This is a genomic window from Actinomadura gamaensis, assembly GCF_042652125.1.
GTDB classification, from domain to species: Bacteria; Actinomycetota; Actinomycetes; order Streptosporangiales; family Streptosporangiaceae; genus Spirillospora; species Spirillospora gamaensis.
This window is the reverse complement of record NZ_JBHSIT010000002.1, coordinates 141756-157874: the sequence shown is the minus strand read 5'-3', so window position 1 is coordinate 157874 and position 16119 is coordinate 141756. Positions and strand designations below refer to the sequence as shown.

Below are 16119 nucleotides of genomic sequence, written 5' to 3'. Positions count from 1 at the left end.
CATTTCCGCCGCGATTCACGGCGTCTCTTGAAGGCGTGCGCGAATCACCCGCGAGTCACGACCGGCCCCCGGGACCATGGGAGGCGAGGGTCTGGTCGATGTGGGCCGCCAGTTGCGCGGCGGAGGGGTGGGCCCATGCGCTGGCGGAGGTGAGCGAGACGTCCAGCGCCTTGCTCAGGCGCTGGGTCAGCGCGACGGCCATGAGCGAGTCCAGGCCGACCTCGGCGAACCTGGCGTGGGCCGGGATGGACGCCTCGTCGGCGCCCATGAGGCCGGCCAGGCTGCGCAGGATCAGGTCCTGGATGAGGTGGGTGCGCGCGGGCCCCGGCGGTTGCGCGTGGACGGCGGCGGCGTCGGCGTCCTTCCCGGGTCCGGCCGTCCGGGCCTGGAGGTCGGTCAGCAGCGGGGCCTGGACGCCGTAGGGGTAGTAGGCGGCCATCACGTCCGGCTGGTACGGGAACATGCCGGTGTTCACCCTGCCGTGGCGGATCAGTTCGCTCAGCGCCGCGAACCCCTCGGCGTTGGTGATGGTGGTGAACCCGCGTTCGGCGAAGTCGGTGGCCCGTCCGGTCTCGCCCCAGGCGCCCCAGTCCACCGACAGGGCCGGCAGGCCCTGCCGGTGGCGCCATCGCGCGAAGGCGTCCACCCAGTTCCCGGCGGCGGAGTAGCTGGCCTGCCCCAGGTTGCCGACCATGGCGGCGAGGGAGGAGAAGATGACGAACCAGTCCAGGTCGGTCCCGGCGGTGGCCTCGTGCAGGTTCCTCGCGCCGGTGACCTTGGGGTGCCAGACGGACGCCACCCGGTCGGGAGTGAGGTCGGGGATGGGCGCGTCGTCGAGGACGACGGCCGTGTGCAGGACGCCGCGCAGTTCCGGACCGGCGGCGGCGACCAGGCGGCGCGCCGTGCCGGGGGCGGCGATGTCGCCGCGGACCAGCTCCACCGCGCAGCCCGCCGCGCGGATGGCCGACACGATCCGCCGCTCCCTGGGGCCGAACCCGCTGCGTCCACCTAGGACGACCCGTCCGGCGCCCGACTCGGCGAGCCAGCGCGCGGCCTCCAGGCCGACGCCCTTGGTGGCGCCGGTGATGACGTAGGCGCCGCCGGGGCGGACCACGCGGTGGTTCTGCGGCGCCCGCACGCGCAGCGGCTCGCCGGGTTCCGGGAAGGTCAGCACGACGCGTCCGATCTGGTCGCCCGAGGCCAGCCGCTTGAACGCGGCCGGCGCGTCGGCCAGCGGATGCGAGTCGCAGGGCAGCAGGGGCAGCCGTCCCGCGGCGATCTCGGTGAAGATGCGCTCGGCGGCGGCGCGGAAGAGGTGCGGGTGCTCGGCGAAGGTCAGCGCCATGTCCAGGGCCGCGTAGCTGTTGCCCCGGCGCAGGTGGCTCAGGTCGACGCGCGTGCCGCCGTAGAGGTCGCGCTTGCCGATCTCCAGGAACCGTCCGCGGGGCGCCAGCAGGGACAGGGACGCGTGCATGGCCCGGCCGGTCAGGGAGTTGAGCACCACGTCGACGCCGCGCCCGCCGGTGACCTCGCGGACCTGGTCGGCGAAGTCGAGGCCGCGGGAGTCGAAGACGTGCTCGACGCCCTGCTCGCGCAGGTGGCGCCGCTTGGCCTCGGTCCCCGCGGTGGCGAGGACGGTGGCGCCCAGCAGCCGCGCCACGGCGACCGCGGCGAGCCCGGTCCCGCCGGCCGCCGAGTGCACGAGCACGGTCTCGCCCTCGCTCAGCCTCCCGACGTCGTGCAGGAAGTGCCAGGCGTTGGCGTAGGTCAGCGGGTTCGGCGCGAAGGCGGTGGGGTCGGCGCCGGCGGGGAGCGGCAGCGTCAGATCGGCCCGGGCCAGGCACTGCGAGGCCATGGTCCCGCTGCCGTCGGGGACGATCGCGACGACGCGGTCCCCCGGCCGCACGTGCTCCACGCCGTCGCCCACGGCGGTCACGACGCCGACGGCGTCGGAGCCGAGGCGGGGCAGGTCGCCGTCCTCGGCCGGATAGATGTTCAGAGCGATCATGACGTCGCGGAAGTGCACGGTGCACGCCTCCGGGCGCAGCAGCACCTGGCCCGGGCCGGGGACCGGCGCGGGCGCTCCGGTGGCGGTGAGCCGGAGCGCGTCCAGGCCGCCGTCCGGGCCCTGGTCGAGCGCGTACTCCTGCTCCCCCGCGACGATCTCGACGTCCCGCGCCTGCCGCGGCGGCTGCGGCGCCAGGGGCGCCCGGGCGATCCGCGCGACGTACCGCTGCCCGGCCCGCCAGGCGACCTCCGTCTCGTCGTCACCGGCGGCCACCTCGGCGGCCAGGTCCTCGACGGAGTCGGCGTCCACCCAGCCGACCGCGGTGTCGAGGTGCTCGAAGGACGCGACCCGCAGCAGCCCCCGCACCGCGCACACGTCGGGATCCACCGGGTCGTCGTCCAGCACCGTCCGGGCGCGGTCGCTGGCGAGCCACAGCCGCGCCGGAGCCGTTCCCCCCTCGCCGCGCAGGACCGCCAGGATTCGATTGACCCGTTCCAACCCGTCCAGGTCGCCGGTGGCACACCACACCACGTTCGCGGCGTCCGGTCGGCCGGGCGCGGGATCAGCCTCGATGTGGTCCGGCCGGTGGACGGTGACGTCGTCCACGTGCCCGGCCAGCGCCTCGGCGAGGCGTTCGGCGACGCGGCCGCCGTCTCCCGGTTCGCCGATCACGGCCCACCGTCCGGTGTCCCCCTCCGGCCGCCGGGCGGGCGGCGCCTGCCGCCATACGATCTCGAACAGCCGGCTGTTGAGGACCTGGGTCGCCGGCGGACGGGCGCTCCGGACGAAGTGCAGCCCGTCCAGCGCCCCCACCCACCGGCCGTCGCCGTCGTACAGGTCGGCGCGTCCGGTGGCGGTCTCGTTCTCGCCCCGCTGGAGCTCGCACCGGGTCCAGGCGATGACGCCCGGGTCGTCGGGCAGCAGCACCGACTCGATCCGGGTCGGCAGCCAGTGGCGGCCCTGGCCGGAAGCGCTCCGGTCGGCGGTCGCCAGCTCCGTGGCCACCGACAGGATGCAGCCGTCGAGCAGGACGGGATGCACGCGCGGGGCACCGGTCCGCACGACGGCCTCGTCCGGAACGCGCACGCGCCTGACGCCGCCGGGTGCGAGGGCGGTGATGGAGCGGAACGCCGGGCCGGAGTCCAGGCCGATCCGCTCGAACGCCTCGTAGAGTCCCTCGGGCTCCGCCGCGTCGGCGTCCGGCGTCACCAGCGGCGGACGCTCGTCCGGCGGGGCGTCGGACCGGGACACCACCGCGCACGCGACGCGTTCCCACGTCCCCGCGGCCTGGTGAGAGATCTCCACGTTGACCTGCTGCCCGCTGACCGTCGCGGTCACGTGGACCGGCACCGAGGACGCCAGCGGCAGCAGCCGTTCGAACCGCACGTCCCGCACGCGCAGGCGGCCGGTCGCGGCGGCCAGTAGATCGCCCGTCGCGGCCAGGATCAGCTCGACGTAGGCGGCGCCGGGGACCACCGGGTTGCCGCGCAGCGTGTGCTGCGCCAGCCAGGCGACCCGGTCGGTGCCCAGGTCCGCGCTCCACACGTGCCGGGTGCGGTCCTCGGCGTCCCGGTCGTGCAGGGTGAGGCGCTCGCCCAGCCACATGTGGCCCGAGCCGCCGTGGCCGCCGGTCCTCGGCTCCTCCCAGAACCGCGACCGGTCGAACGCGGTGGCCGGCAGGGGCACGCGGGCGCCGTCGCCGTTGACCGCGCGCAGGTCCACCGAAGCCCCGGCCACGTGCAGCCGCGCGGCGGCCCGGCACATCGTCTCGCGGGCGTCCTGGTCGCGGAGCAGGCTCGGCGCGGTGACGACCGGGGCGCCCAGCACGGCGGCGCTCTCCTCCACCGCCTGGAGCAGCAGCGGATGCGGCGACAGCTCCACGAACAGCCGGTGCCCGTCCTCCAGCAGCGCCCGGCACGCCAGATCGAAGCGGACGGGCTCGCGCAGGTTGCGCGTCCAGTAGGCGGCGTCGAAGCGGACCGGCTCGCGCGGGTCCTGGCCGGTGGAGTACAGCGGCACGTCCGGCCGCGCCCCCGACAGCCACGCCACCTCGCGGGCCAGGTCGTCCAGGATCGGGTCGACCTGCGGCGAGTGCGCGGCCACCGTCACCGAGATCTGCCGGCAGAACACGCCGCGCTCCCGCCAGCCGCGCACCACCTCCCCCACCGCCTCGCCGTGCCCGGCCACGACCGTTGCCGAGGGCGCGGTCACGACCGCCACCGAGACCCCGGGCACGCCCTCGATCTCGGCCGCGACCCGGTCGGCGGGCAGCGCGACGCTGAACATGCGGCCACCGGCGACCCGCTGCAGCATGGCCGACCGGGTCACGGTGATGCGCATGCCGTCCTCGGGCGGCAGGATGCCCGCCGCGACCGCCGCGGCGGCCTCGCCCATCGAGTGGCCCACCACCGCGGCGGGACGCACGCCCCATTCCCGCCACATCCGCGCCAGCCCGGCCTGGACCGCGAACACGAGCGGCTGCACCACGTCCATGCGGTCGCTGCACTCGCCCGACTCCAGCATGCCCCGCAGCGAGAACCCGGCCGCGTCCGCCACGATCGGCTCCAGCCGGTCGATGACGCCGGTGAAGGCCGGCTCGCGGTCCAGCAGCGGACGCGCCATGCCCGGCCACTGCGAGCCGTGGCCGGAGAAGACCCACACCGGCCGGCCCGGCAGCTCCGGCAGCCCGCAGATCACCCGGTCCGGGTCCGCGCCGTCCGGGTGGCGGTCGGCCAGGGCGCGCAGGCCGTCCAGCAGCTGCTCACCGTCCCCGGCCACGACGCAGGCGCGGCGGGCGAGGTGGCTGCGGTGCAGGGCGAGCGTGTGCGCGACGTCGCGCCCGGCGGGGCGGATCGTCTCGATGTGCTCGGCCAGCCGCGCGCTGGTGGCGGCCAGACCGCCCTCGGACGCGGCCGACACCGGGAACACGCGCACCCGGTCCGCCTCCGGCTCCGGCCGTCCGGCGCTTTCGGTCTTCCGGTCCGCCGCGGGGCGCGGACGCGGGGGCCGGGGCGGTGGCGGCTGCTCCACGATGACGTGCGCGTTGGACCCGGTCACGCCGAACGAGGACACCCCCGCCCGCCGCGGCCCGGGCGCGTCCGGCCACTCGACGCCCTCCGTGGGCACGAAGAAGCGGGTGCCGGCCGCGTCGATCGCCGGATTCCAGCCGGTGAAGTGCAGGTTGGCGGGGATGACACCGGCGCGGACGGCCGTCACCGCCTTGATCAGGCCCAGCACGCCCGACGCGCTCTCCGGGTGCCCGATGTTGGTCTTGAGCGAGCCGAGCGCGCACGGCGCGTCGCCGGACCCGTAGGCGCCGCTGAGCGCGGCGAACTCGATCGGGTCCCCGACCGGCGTCCCGGTGCCATGCGCCTCGACGAACCCCACCTCGCCGGGGGCGACGCCGGCGGTGCGCATCGCCGCGGCCATCACCGCCTGCTGCGCGGCCCGCGAGGGCTGGGTGATGCCCTGCACGCGGCCCGCGTGGTTGACGGCCGTCCCCTTGATCACCCCGAGGACCGGGTCGCCGTCGCGGACGGCGTCGGGCAGCCGCTTGAGCGCCACCACGCCGCAGCCCTCGCCCCGGACGAAACCGTCGGCGCTGGCGTCGAACGCCGCGCACCGTCCGCGGGCCGACAGCGCCCCGGCCCGCGCGAAGCCGACGATGCCCGCCCATTCGAGCTGCACCGTCGCCCCTCCCGCCAGGGCCAGGTCGCTCTCCCCGGTGTGCAGCGAGCGGCACGCCAGGTGGACGGCGACCAGCGACGAGGCGCAGGCGGCGTCCACCGCGGTCGAGGGGCCGTTGACGTCGAGGAGGTAGGAGATGCGGCCCGGCGCACCCGAGATGGTCGAGGAGATGCCGTGGTAGATGTCGACCGTGTCCAGCGTGAACCGCCGGGAGTAGTCGGTGTTGGAGATGCCGACGAACAGGCCCGTCTGCGAGCCAGCCAGCGACCTCGGGGGGATGCCCGCGTTCTCCAGCGCCTCCCACGTCGTCTCCATCAGCAGGCGGTGCTGGGGATCGACGCTCGGGCCGTCCTTGGCCGGGATCCCGAAGAAGCCCGGATCGAACAGCTCGATGCCGTCCAGGAACGCGCCGTGGTGCACCGCCCGGGTGCCGGCGAGGTCGGCGGGGACCACCCGCCGGTCTCCCGGCCACCGCGCGTCCAGGTCGCAGCCGGCCACGGCGTCGCGCCTGTCCAGCAGCAGGTCCCACAGACTCTCGACGTCGGTCACGCCGCCGGGCGCCCTGCACGCCGCTCCCACGATCGCCACCGGTACCTGGACATGCTCGGTCGGGCTCACCTGAAGGTCCTCTCTCGCTGCCTGCCTTGCTCGTGCCGGCCGGGACGGCGAACCGGGACGCGCCGGCCCGGACGGACCGGACGCGCGGCTCACAGGAAGCGGTCGGCCGCCCGCACCGCCATCCGGGCCGCCGGATGCGCCATCAGCTCGGGAATCGTCGTCTCGCCGTGCACGTACCGGTCGAACATCCGCCACACCGGCGGGACGCGGGTCAGCGCGCCGTGCAACGCGCCCGGACGCCGCCAGAAGATGTCCATCACCCGCCGGGAGGCCGCCATCTCGGCGCCCAGGACCGTCCGCACCCGGCGGGCGTACTCGGCGCCGGCGACGTCCACACCGGACGCGCCGGAGCCCGCCATCACCACCGCCGTCTCCCCCGCCCAGCGGCCGGAGCGCAGCGCGAACGAGATGCCCTCGCGGGACCAGGGATCGCACAGCCCCGCCGCGTCCCCGGCCACCATGATCCGGCCGCGGGCGAGCGGCGAGTCCGGATGGCGGCACCGGGTCAGGTGCCCGGTGTCGTGCACCGGCGTCGCGCCGTCCAGGCCCTGCCGGGCCAGGAAATCGCGCATGTAGCCGCGGGTGGCGGCGCCCTGGCCGCGCGACGCCACCACGCCGGCGGTGCAGAGGTCCGTCTTAGGGAACACCCAGCCGAACGACCCCGGCAGCGGACCCCACTCGAACACCGCCCGGCCTCGCCAGCCGTCCGCGAACGCACCGCTTACGGGCACCTCCACCTCCAGCGCCAGGTCGGTCTGCTCGTAGCGCACGCCGATGTGGCGGGCGATCCTGCTCGCGCTGCCGTCGGCGCCGATCAGCACCCGCGTCCGCGCGGCGCCGCCGTCCGACAGCCGCACGGTGACGAGATCGTCCACGTCCAGGCCCGCCACGGCCGTGCCGTCCCGGACCTCGGCGCCGGCCCGGGCCGCGGACTCGGCCAGCGCGGCGTCCAGCTCGTCGCGGAACACCATCAGGCACGGGCGGTTCCCGGACGAGGCGAGCGTCCGCTGCCGGCGTCCTAGATGGCTGAAGGTGAACGAGCCGATCGTGTCGTGCACCCGCACGTTCAGGTCGTCCGGCAGCGCGGCCTGGGAAGCGCCGATCAGACCGCCGCCGCAGGTCTTGTAGCGCGGCATCTCAGCGCGCTCCAGGAGCAGCACGCGGCAGCCCGCCTCGGCCGCCGCCCGGGCCGCGCTGGCACCGGCCGGTCCCGCGCCGACGACCACGACATCCCACGACAACACGGCTCTCCGTCCTGGAAGGGGGGACCGCTCCAGCGAAGCGGTGGAGCGGCGGGCACGAGGGGACGTGCCTCGGGCGGCGGGATCCGGGCCGCCGCGCGGGGCGTTCCCGCACGGCCGCTCGATCCGGCCACCTGAGGTATGGCCTCGCCCGGACATCCGGAAACGTGTCCGGAAAGTTACTGTGGGTAGTCACTTGGGGCGCGGCAGAAGTACCGTTGACCAGGCATCGCTCATCGCATAGAGTCATTGGAAGATTACTTACCGTCACATCTCATGACGCGATGAACCGATGGCGCGGGGACGGTCGATGAGCCGGCAGCGGTCACCGGCCGGAGTTCACCCGGGTGGCGGCCGTGGACGTCGATTCATCGATGCCCCCGAAGGAGATCGAAATGATCAGACACCGCCGCGGCGGCACCACCCGCCGGATCGGCGACCTCATCGACGACACCCTGGACCGGGCGAGCGACGTCGAACACGATCTGCGACGGGCGGCCCGCAAGGCCGTCGAGAACCGGGACGACGACGACCGCGACGGCGGCCGGTACCGCGACCGCGACCGCCACGACGGCCGCCGCCGGGACGATCGCGACGATGACCGCCGGTACCGGGACGACGACTACGGCTGGGACTACCTCGACGAGATCCTGGACGACCTGCGGGACCTGTGCCGCCGGCGGCGGCACCCCCGGGACGACCGAGACGCGCGGGATTGGCGCGACGACCGAGACGCCCGGGAGCGGCGCGACGGCCGGCGGGAACGGCCCTACCCGCGCGACCGGGAGCGGGACGCCAGGGCCCGCACCCCCGACGGCGACGTCGAGCTCGCCGACCAGCTCGCCCGGCTGAACCGCCGCCTGGAGGAGGTGGCGCACCACCTGCGATCGGACGACCCCGACGAGGAGGATTCGCGGTAGGGCCGTCCGATGGGCCGGGCGCCGGCCGGACGGGAGCTCCCGGCGGTCCACGGCGCGCGAGACGACGACCGGCAGGAGAGGATCCGGATGCCCGAGCGGCCCCGCTCCGAGCACCGTCGGCGGCGCCTGCGGCGCGAGGGTGACGGGCGGCTGTTCGACCTCGACGAGCGCCGCTTCGCCGGTCTGGCGGAGCTGGCCGACGACATCCGCGCCGGACGCCCGTTCCAGGCCCACCGGCAGGGCACCGGCGCCGAATGCACCAACCAGGTGCTGGTCGAGGTCCTGCGGAGCGCGCTGGCCCGCCACGCCGGGCCGATGGCCGCCCCCGCCCCGTTCGGGACGGCTCACCGGCTCCTGAGCGCGCCGGCCGAGATCGAACCGGGCCCGCCGCGGGACGACCGGCCCGAGCCGGAACGGCCCGAGCCGGAACGGCCCGAGCCGGAACGGCCCGAGCCAGGACGGTCTGAGCCGGGACGGCCCGAGCCGGAACGCCCTGAGCCGGGACGGCCCGAGCCGGGGCGGCCTTGACCGGCGGTCGGCTGCTCACCGTGACCAGGGTGCTGGCCGAGCTCGTCGGCACCGAACTGCCCCGCACGGTGCGCGGCACGGCGCGCCGCAGATCCGCGCCGGGCGAGGACGCGGTCGGACGGCCGCGCGCGATCCGGCTCGCGCTGGAACGCCTGGGCCCCTTCTACGTGAAGGTCGGGCAGATGCTGTCGACCCGTCCGGACCTGGTGTCGCCGGAGATCAGGGCCGAGCTCGCGCTGCTGCACGACCACGTGTCCCCCGTGCCGTTCGCGGTGTTCGAGCCGGTGCTGGCCCGGGAGCTGGGCGCGGACTGGGAGCGGCGCTTCGCGCACATCGACCGGTCCCGGCCGCTGGGGTCGGCGTCCCTGGCGCAGGCGTACCGCGTCGTCCTGCGCGGCGGCGAGACGGCCGTCCTGAAGATCCAGCGGCCCGACGTCCGCTCCCAGGTGCTGGCGGACATGAAGATGATGCGGCGTGCCGCGCGGCTGGTCGCCCGCGCGTTCCCGGACTTCAACGCCGTGATCGACGTCGAGGCGTCGCTCAACCTCATCTTCGAGGCGATGGAGGCCGAGCTGGACCTGACGGTCGAGGCGGCCAACATGGAACGCGCCCGCGGCCTGCTGAAGCCGTTCGAGTACCTCGACGTGCCCGACGTCGTCTGGGCGACCCCCGGCGTGATCGTGCAGAGCACCGCGCCCGGACGGTCCGTCCGCGAGGTGGATCCCGGCTCGCTCACCGAGAAGGAGCGGCTGGGGATCGGCCGCGACCTGCTGGCGTTCATGTACCGCGGGTACTTCGTGGACCGCTTCTTCCACGCCGACCCCCATCCGGGCAACGTCTTCGTCGCGCCCGGCCACAAGGCGCACCTGATCGACTGGGGAATGGTCGGGCGGATCGACCGGCGGATGAGCATGACGCTGGTGACGGTGCTGCTCAGCCTCGCCCACAACGACGGCCCCGGCCTGGCCCGCGCCTGGGTGGAGCTGGGCCGGGCCACCCCCTGGGCCGACATCCCCGGGTTCGCCGGTGACATGGCCCTGCTGGTGCCCAAGGTCGCCACCGTCTCGCTGGAGGACCTGGACTTCGGCGTCACCCTCACCTCGGTGCTCAAGCACTCCACCCGCCGCGGCATCCAGACCAGCCCGGTCGTGTCGCTGCTGGGCAAGTCGTTCTCCAACATGGAGGGCTCGGTGCGGTACCTGGCGCCGGAACTGCGGCTGACCGAGGTCTTCCAGGAGGAGCTGCACGGCATCCTGCTGCACCTGGCCGGCGAGTCGCTGTCGGAGATCCAGGCCGCCCGCACCGCGATGGACCTGATGATCGGCAACACGCTGGCCACCGAGCAGCTCCGCGGCCTGGTCCGCGACGCCGCCGACCGCGACCTGACCATCCGCGTCGGCCACCTGCGCGGGCGAGGCGCCTCCGGCGACCGTCCGTCGAGGACCGCCCTGCGGGCCGCCGCGGTCATCGCCGGCCTGATCTGGTGGACCCGCCGCCACCCGCCCCCGAACCGCCACTGACCTCGGCGTAGCGGCGGGCCAGCAGCGCGCACGCGGCTCTGAGCTCGTCCGGGCCGACGACCTCGATGTCGGCGTCGAACCTGCCGAGGGACGCGGCCAGCCCGGTCCACGACCACGAGCCGAGGACGAGGCGGCAGCGGCCCGGGCCGAGCTCTTCGACGACGCCGTCGCGGGCGAACCGGGAGACGTCCGCGGCGGGCCGGGCGAGGATCGCCTCGCCGCGGCAGGGCCAGTCGCCGGGGCCGTCCGAGCCCCGGAACCTGCCGGTCACGAAGGCCGCCACGTCGCCTCCGGGCACGTCGCGCGGCGGGAAGCGGGGCCCGGTGGGCGTGCGCGGGACGATCCGGTCGGCGCGGAAGGTGCGCCAGTCGTCGCGGTCGAGGTCCCAGGCGACGAGGTACCAGCGTCCGCCCCAGGTGACGAGGTGGTGCGGCTGCACCCGGCGCGGAACCGGCGAGGCGTCCCCCGCGGCGGACGTGTAGTCGAAGCGCAGTTCCTCGCGCGCGTGGACTGCGGTGCTGAGCGCGCCGAGCACCTCGCCGTCGAGCCGCTCGCTCGCGGGCCGCTCGTTCGCGGGCCGCTCGCTCGCGGGCCGTTCAACGGCCGTGACCCGCAGGGTGTCGATGCGGTGGCGCAGCCGGGCGGGCATCACCTGGCGGACGGTGTTCAGCGCACGCGCCGCGTCCTCTCCGATACCGGCGCCCGTGGCGGCGGCCGTCTGGAGCGCGACCGCCAGGGCGACGGCCTGTTCGTCGTCGAACAGCAGCGGCGGCAGGCGCGTGCCCGCCTCCAGCCGGTACCCGCCGTCCGGGCCCTTGACCGCGGTGATCGGGTAGCCGAGCTCGCGCAGGCGGTCGACGTCGCGGCGGACGGTGCGCGGGCTGACCTCCAGCCGTTCGGCCAGCAGCGCCCCCGGCCAGTCCCGCCGGGCCTGGAGGAGGGAGAGCAGGGCGAGCAGCCGCCCGGAGGTCTTCGGCATGGCTCCATGCTGCCGCAAGTAGAGGCCATGACCTGGCCTCTACTGCTGCGAGCGTGGTCACCACACCGGGCGGCGAGGGCCGTCCGAAAGACGAACGAGGAGCCGGCCATGTCGGTCAACGCCGTGACCCACCTGAACTTCCGGGGCGACGCGAGGGAGGCGCTCGCCTTCTACCAGTCGGTCTTCGGGGGCGAGCTCGTGGTGATCACCTACGAGGACGCCGGCGCCACCGGCGGCGCGGCCGAGGCGGACCAGGTGATGTGGGGCCAGGTCACCGCACCGAACGGGTTCCGGGTGATGGCCTACGACGTCCCTTCGGACCTGCCCTGGGACCAGGGCAGGAACGCGTTCTTCCTCTCGGTGCGAGGCGACGACGCCGGAGAGATCACCGGTTACTGGGACGGTCTCTCCGGCGGCGCGACCGTGCAGCAGCCTCTCGGGCCGGCGCAGTGGGCTCCGCTTTACGGGATGCTCACCGACCGGTTCGGCGTCACGTGGGTCCTCGACGTGGCCGCCGCGTCCTTCTAGGGCCGGGAATCAGCGCTCGTAGGCCGGGCGGCCGAGCCACCAGTTGCCGGGGGCGTCGGGGGACGCGCTCGACCAGTAGTCGACGACCGCGTTCGTGAACTCGGTCGTGGTCAGGCGTCCGTCGGCGTCCCCGTCGAGGTGGGCGAAGGCGTCGGCGATGTCCTGGTCGGCGATGTCCGGGTTGTGGCCGCGCAGGAAGGTCGCGTACTCCTCGCGGTCCACGTGGCCGTCGCGGTCGACGTCGGCGACCTGGAGGAACCGCTCGGCCAGCGCGCCCACCGTGGCCTGCGCCGCCCGCCGGTCCGCGGCGAGCGTCATGGTGGAGCGGACGAAGTCCTCCCTGGTCAGGGCCGTGGATCCAGGCGGCAGGTGCGGCAGATGCAGGTCGCGCCAGATGCCGACGTAGGCCTCGACGGCGTCCCGCTCGGCGGCGGAGCCGGGCGCGTGCCCGAGCAGCCCGGCCATCCGCCGCCCCATGAGGATGTGGTCCCGCTCGGTGAGCCGCCCGTCGCCGTCGGCGTCCAGGAAGTGGTCGAAACCGTACTCGATCTTGGCCCGAAGGATGTCCGCCTGCGGCACGCCGGCCTCCTCGTCGCTCGGTGAGCCCCGCTTCGCCGCGCCCAGCGGACGGCCGGAGCAGTGGCCCTCACTCTAAGTCAGCGACGGTCACCGTGTGCACGACATGCGACAAGTGACAGCGGGTGCTCATGGTCAGCGATGACGGACGGCCGGCTCCGGGGTGGACGCGGCGACACAGACGACCGCGCGGGAGCCGATGTCGGCTACTCGCGCCGTGACGTGCACGAATCCGGCACTGGCCGCCAGCGCGGACGCCTGCTCGACGTTCTCCGGCAGCGGCAGGTCGTCCGCGACGAGCGCGGCGAAGGTGCCGCTCGGACGGAACTGGGACGCCAGCGGCAGGGTGAACCCGATCCGTCCGCCCGGTCGCAGCGCGCGGCGCCAGTCGGCCAGCGCTCGCGCGCCCAGGAAGTGCAGCGAGGACGCGCACAGGACCAGGTCGAGCGCGCCGTCGGGCACGGGCAGCGGCAGGGCCGGGCCGACGCGCCAGTCGATCGCCTCGGCCCGGCCGAGCCGCTCGGCTCGGGCTCTGCCGACCGCCACCATCGCTTCGGACAGGTCCACCGCGAGGACGGCGGGCGCCCGATGCGACAGCATCGCCGCGACCTGGAGCGCCACCGCCCCGGCCCCGCACGCCACATCGGCGACGGCGTCCTCCGGCTCAGGCGGGGCCAGGTCGAGAAGCGCGCGGGCGACCGCGTCGTGGTGCTCGTGGTCGTAGGTGTCGGCCAGCTCGCCGAACGCGTCGGCCATCAGGGCGGAATCGTCCACCCCGAGACTCTAGCGCCGCCCGCGCTGGGCGTTCTCGCGGCGGCGGGGGCGTTTGGTGTCGACGTTGTTCGTCAGCACGCCGAGGAGCGCGGGCAGGTCGGCCACCGTCTCGTCGGGCAGCCCGGCGACCGTCTCCTCCGCCAGGGCGCACCACAGCTCCTTGACCCGCTCGGCCAGGGCCTCGCCCTTGCCGGTGAGCTCGACGACGGTCGCGCGCTGGTCGTCCGGGGCGGGGCTGCGGCGGAGGTGGCCGGCCGCCTCCAGCTTGCGGACCATGAGCGTGACGCTCGGCCGCTCGACGCCGAGCGCCTCGCTCAGCTCGGCCTGGATCATGGGCCCGGTCCGGGCGAGTTCGAGCAGCAGCGCCTCCTGGCCGGGGTGCAGGCCGAGCGGGGCCAGCAGCTCGGCGGCCCTGGCCCGGTGGCGCAGGCTGAGCAGGCGGATGGCCTGGTTGAGGGCGTCGGCCCGGGCGAAGTCCACGGGATTCTCCTTGACAAGTTCGTTACGCGCATAACTATTATGCGGCTAACGTTATCCGCATAACGAACTCTACTCCAGCATCGGGAGCCGGCATGTCCGTGAAGATCGCCGTCGTCTACTACAGCGCCACCGGCACCGTCCACGCGCTCGCCGAGGCCGTCGCCGAGGGCGCCGCCTCCGCCGGGGCCGAGGTGCGGCTGCGGCGGGTCGCCGAACTGGCCCCCGCGGACGCCATCGACCGGAACCCCGGCTGGCGGCGGCACGCCGACGCCACCGCCGCGATCGCCGAGGCCGCGATCGACGACCTGGCGTGGGCCGACGGGCTCGCGTTCGGGACGCCCACCCGGTTCGGCACGCCCGCCGCGCAGCTCAAGCAGTTCATCGACCAGGCCGGCGGGCTCTGGCAGGACGGCGGGCTCGCCGACAAGCCGGTCACGGCCTTCACCTCGGCCTACAACCGGCACGGCGGCAGCGAGGCCACGCTGCTGTCGCTCGCCAACGTCTTCTACCACTGGGGCGCGCTGATCGTCCCGCCCGGCTTCACCGACCCGGCCGTGTACGCCGCGGGCGGCAACCCTTACGGCGCGTCCGCCGTGACCGGGCCGTCCGGGGACGACCTCCGGGACGCGGCGCTGGACGCGGCCCGCTACCAGGGACGGCGGCTGGCCGGCACCACGATCCGGCTGCTGGCGGGAACCCGCGCCACCGCCGTCGACGCCGCCGAGGCCGGGCCGCAGGGTCGCGTCGAGGACGAGGCGTCCCTCCAGACCGCATGAACCGCGATCTCACTTTCGAGCTTTCAGGAGACCTCTTATGACGACCCAAATGTCCGCGGCCACCCGAGCGACCGGCCAGGTCACCGGACGGACCAGACCCGCCTGGCTCGTCCTCGCGCTGGCGTGCGCCTGCCAGTTCATGGTGATCCTCGACTCGTCCATCGTGAACGTCGCGCTGCCCTCGATCGACCGGGACCTCGGCTTCTCGTCCGCCGGCCTGGCCTGGGTGGTGAACGGCTACCTGCTCACCTTCGCCGGGTTCATGCTGCTCGGCGGGCGCGCCGCCGACCTGTTCGGGCAGCGCCGGACGCTGACCGCCGGGCTGGTGCTGTTCTCGGCGTCCAGCCTGGTCGGCGGGCTCGCCACGGGCGCCGGGGTGCTGGTCGGCGCCCGGGTCGCGCAGGGCGTGGGCGCCGCCCTGCTGGCCCCGGCGACGCTGGCGGTGATCAACACCGGTTTCGCCGAGGGACGCGCCCGGGCCCGCGCGTTCGGCGCGTGGTCCGCCGCGGGCGGCGTCGGCGGGATGGCGGGCGCCGTCGCGGGCGGCGCGCTCACCACCGGCCTGTCGTGGCGGTGGGTGTTCCTGATCAACGTGCCCATCGGCGCCGTGCTCGTCGCGGTGGCCGCGACGGCGCTGTCCGGCGCGCGGGCCGGACGGCGCGAACCGCTGGACCTCGCGGGCGCGGTCACCGGGACGGCGGGCCTGGCCGCGCTGATCTACGGGGTCATGCACGGCGCCGACCACGGCTGGACGTCCCCGCCGGTGGCCGGGCCGGTCGGCGCGGGGATCGTCCTGCTCGCCGCCTTCGCCCTGGTGGAGGCGCGCTTCGCGACGCGTCCGATGACGCCGCCGCGGCTGCTGCGGATCCGCGGCGTGGCCGTCGGCACCGGCATGCTGCTGCTGTTCGGCGGGATCGCCATCGCGATGTGGTACTTCAGCTCGCTGTTCCTGCAGAACGTCCTCGGGTACGGGCCGCTCCGGGCGGGCCTCGGGCAGACCCCGGCGGCGGTGACGTTCATGCTGGTCGCGCGCTGCGCCGCCGGGCTGCTGCCGCGGTTCGGCGTCCGTCCGCTGGTCCTCGCCGGGGGCGCCGGTTTCGTGGCCGGGTTCGGCTGGCTGTCCACGGCCGGGGTGCACACGTCCTACCTGGCCGGGGTGCTCGGCCCGACGCTGCTCGTCGCCGCCGGGATCGGGCTGGTCTTCCCCACGCTGATGGCGGCGGCGACCGCCGACGCGCCCGGCGGGGACGCGGGGACCGTCGGCGGCCTGGCCCAGACCGCCCAGCAGGTCGGCGGATCGGTCGGTCTCGCGGTGCTCGCGACCGCCGCCGGAGCCGCCACGCCGGCCGGACGGAGCACCGCGGCCGCGTTCGCGACGGGGTACGACCGCGTCTTCCTCATCGCGGCCGGGCTCGCCGTCGTCCTCGCGGCGGTGGGGTTCGCGCTGCCGCGACACGCGCGTGACTGACCGTCCGGCGAGGGGC

12 protein-coding genes are annotated in these 16119 nt (G+C 75.0%); 6 read left to right on the top strand and 6 right to left on the bottom strand.

All coding sequences use genetic code 11. From position 1 onward, the window contains the following. Positions 1–55: 55 nt before the first annotated feature. Positions 56–6313 (bottom strand): type I polyketide synthase, encoded by a 6258-nt coding sequence (locus ACFPCY_RS06605; RefSeq protein WP_378252722.1) that lies wholly within the window; start codon positions 6311–6313, stop codon positions 56–58. An 89-nt stretch (positions 6314–6402) separates the two neighbouring features. Continuing rightward, positions 6403–7557 carry a geranylgeranyl reductase family protein gene (locus tag ACFPCY_RS06600; protein WP_378252721.1) on the bottom strand — a complete coding sequence of 385 codons (1155 nt, stop codon included), beginning with the start codon at positions 7555–7557 and terminating at the stop codon, positions 6403–6405. A 392-nt stretch (positions 7558–7949) separates the two neighbouring features. Between ACFPCY_RS06600 and ACFPCY_RS06595 the strand changes: the two genes are divergently transcribed. The 3 genes from ACFPCY_RS06595 (at position 7950) to ACFPCY_RS06585 (ending at position 10522) form a co-directional block, all read left to right on the top strand. Continuing rightward, complete coding sequence (locus tag ACFPCY_RS06595) at positions 7950–8474, top strand: hypothetical protein (RefSeq protein WP_378252720.1); 525 nt, start codon at positions 7950–7952, stop codon at positions 8472–8474. Positions 8475–8561: 87 nt separating this feature from the next. Continuing rightward, positions 8562–9002, top strand: coding sequence for a hypothetical protein (locus ACFPCY_RS06590; RefSeq protein WP_378252719.1), 441 nt, complete (start codon positions 8562–8564; stop codon positions 9000–9002). Between the two features lie 20 nt (positions 9003–9022). Then, complete coding sequence (locus tag ACFPCY_RS06585; protein WP_378252718.1) at positions 9023–10522, top strand: ABC1 kinase family protein; 1500 nt, start codon at positions 9023–9025, stop codon at positions 10520–10522. Here the strand turns inward: ACFPCY_RS06585 and ACFPCY_RS06580 are convergent. Continuing rightward, a complete protein-coding gene (locus ACFPCY_RS06580; RefSeq protein ID WP_378252717.1) occupies positions 10467–11501 on the bottom strand; it encodes a helix-turn-helix transcriptional regulator in 1035 nt (344 codons plus the stop codon). The two genes, ACFPCY_RS06585 and ACFPCY_RS06580, sit on opposite strands and share 56 nt — an antisense overlap. A gap of 108 nt (positions 11502–11609) precedes the next feature. Here ACFPCY_RS06580 and ACFPCY_RS06575 point away from each other — a divergent pair, with 108 nt between their 5' ends. Beyond that, positions 11610–12029: a VOC family protein gene (locus ACFPCY_RS06575; protein ID WP_378252716.1), complete on the top strand. Its 420-nt coding sequence runs from the start codon at positions 11610–11612 to the stop codon at positions 12027–12029. Between the two features lie 9 nt (positions 12030–12038). On the opposite strand, the gene ACFPCY_RS06570 is transcribed toward ACFPCY_RS06575, so the two are convergent. The 3 genes from ACFPCY_RS06570 to ACFPCY_RS06560 all read right to left on the bottom strand — a co-directional run bounded on the left by ACFPCY_RS06570 (position 12039) and on the right by ACFPCY_RS06560 (position 13859). After that, a complete protein-coding gene (locus tag ACFPCY_RS06570; protein WP_378252715.1) occupies positions 12039–12608 on the bottom strand; it encodes an EF-hand domain-containing protein in 570 nt (189 codons plus the stop codon). Positions 12609–12740: 132 nt separating this feature from the next. Continuing rightward, positions 12741–13379 (bottom strand): class I SAM-dependent methyltransferase, encoded by a 639-nt coding sequence (locus ACFPCY_RS06565; RefSeq protein ID WP_378252714.1) that lies wholly within the window; start codon positions 13377–13379, stop codon positions 12741–12743. 9 nt (positions 13380–13388) lie between these two features. Further along, a complete protein-coding gene (locus ACFPCY_RS06560; protein ID WP_378252713.1) occupies positions 13389–13859 on the bottom strand; it encodes a MarR family winged helix-turn-helix transcriptional regulator in 471 nt (156 codons plus the stop codon). 92 nt (positions 13860–13951) lie between these two features. Here ACFPCY_RS06560 and wrbA point away from each other — a divergent pair, with 92 nt between their 5' ends. Next, complete coding sequence (gene wrbA / locus ACFPCY_RS06555; protein ID WP_378252712.1) at positions 13952–14635, top strand: NAD(P)H:quinone oxidoreductase; 684 nt, start codon at positions 13952–13954, stop codon at positions 14633–14635. A gap of 37 nt (positions 14636–14672) precedes the next feature. After that, entirely contained in the window at positions 14673–16103 is a 1431-nt protein-coding gene (locus ACFPCY_RS06550) for an MFS transporter (RefSeq protein ID WP_378252711.1), read from the top strand. Positions 16104–16119: the final 16 nt, after the last annotated feature.

Bases quoted from the DNA above. Each gene is read 5' to 3' on its own strand.
- ACFPCY_RS06590 (WP_378252719.1), top strand. From the start codon at position 8,562: ATGCCCGAGCGGCCCCGCTCCGAGCACCGTCGGCGGCGCCTGCGGCGC.
- ACFPCY_RS06595 (WP_378252720.1), top strand. From the start codon at position 7,950: ATGATCAGACACCGCCGCGGCGGCACCACCCGCCGGATCGGCGACCTC.
- ACFPCY_RS06575 (WP_378252716.1), top strand. From the start codon at position 11,610: ATGTCGGTCAACGCCGTGACCCACCTGAACTTCCGGGGCGACGCGAGG.
- ACFPCY_RS06550 (WP_378252711.1), top strand. From the start codon at position 14,673: ATGACGACCCAAATGTCCGCGGCCACCCGAGCGACCGGCCAGGTCACC.
- wrbA (WP_378252712.1), top strand. From the start codon at position 13,952: ATGTCCGTGAAGATCGCCGTCGTCTACTACAGCGCCACCGGCACCGTC.
- ACFPCY_RS06580 (WP_378252717.1), bottom strand. From the start codon at position 11,501: ATGCCGAAGACCTCCGGGCGGCTGCTCGCCCTGCTCTCCCTCCTCCAG.